The organism is Arthrobacter liuii (assembly GCF_014639275.1).
In the GTDB taxonomy this organism is placed as follows: domain Bacteria; phylum Actinomycetota; class Actinomycetes; order Actinomycetales; family Micrococcaceae; genus Arthrobacter; species Arthrobacter liuii.
In genome coordinates, this window is the sequence record NZ_BMFW01000093.1 from 1 (window position 1) to 554 (window position 554).

General features: G+C 62.5%; 1 pseudogene. It reads right to left on the reverse strand.

The features are described 5' to 3' along the window. Positions 1–476 (reverse strand): annotated as a pseudogene (locus IEW19_RS23240) (IS1634 family transposase); the annotation flags it as partial. Positions 477–554: the final 78 nt, after the last annotated feature.

Sequence of the window (554 nt, forward strand, 5' to 3'; positions counted from 1 at the left end):
CTGGCAGGACTCTGGCCGAGGTCCCGCAGGACTCTGCCGGCATCCAGAAGTGAAGTTGGTTCCACGACCCGGGCGATCACCAGATCCCGGAACACCTCGTCACCGAGGCCATCGAACTTCAACGACGTGAACGCCCAGGCCAACGCATTGAACAGCAACCTGGAGTCCGTGCCCACCACGCGGGCACGGCCCTCGCGCCCAGGAATTGCTGCCGGGCGGGCAATATCGAACAGGCCCGGATTATCAGCAGGGACAACCAGATTCTTCACTGGAGGCGTGCGCTCGACACCAAGCTCAAGGACGCCCTGCGCCGGATTCTCCAGCAACTCGCGCGCACGCTCCAGCAGGACACCGAGTTCGGCTTCCGTATGCGCCGAACCGAGGTGCTCTACTATCCGCTGACGGCCCCGCACATACTCCGCGATCTGCACACCGGTCGCCCCCGAAGCCGTCCGCACCCTCCTGATGAATGCCACACCGTGACACTAGAACAAATCCCATTAGTGCGTGAAAAACCATGAAGCAGCCCGCATCACCGCAGGTCAGCACGATAC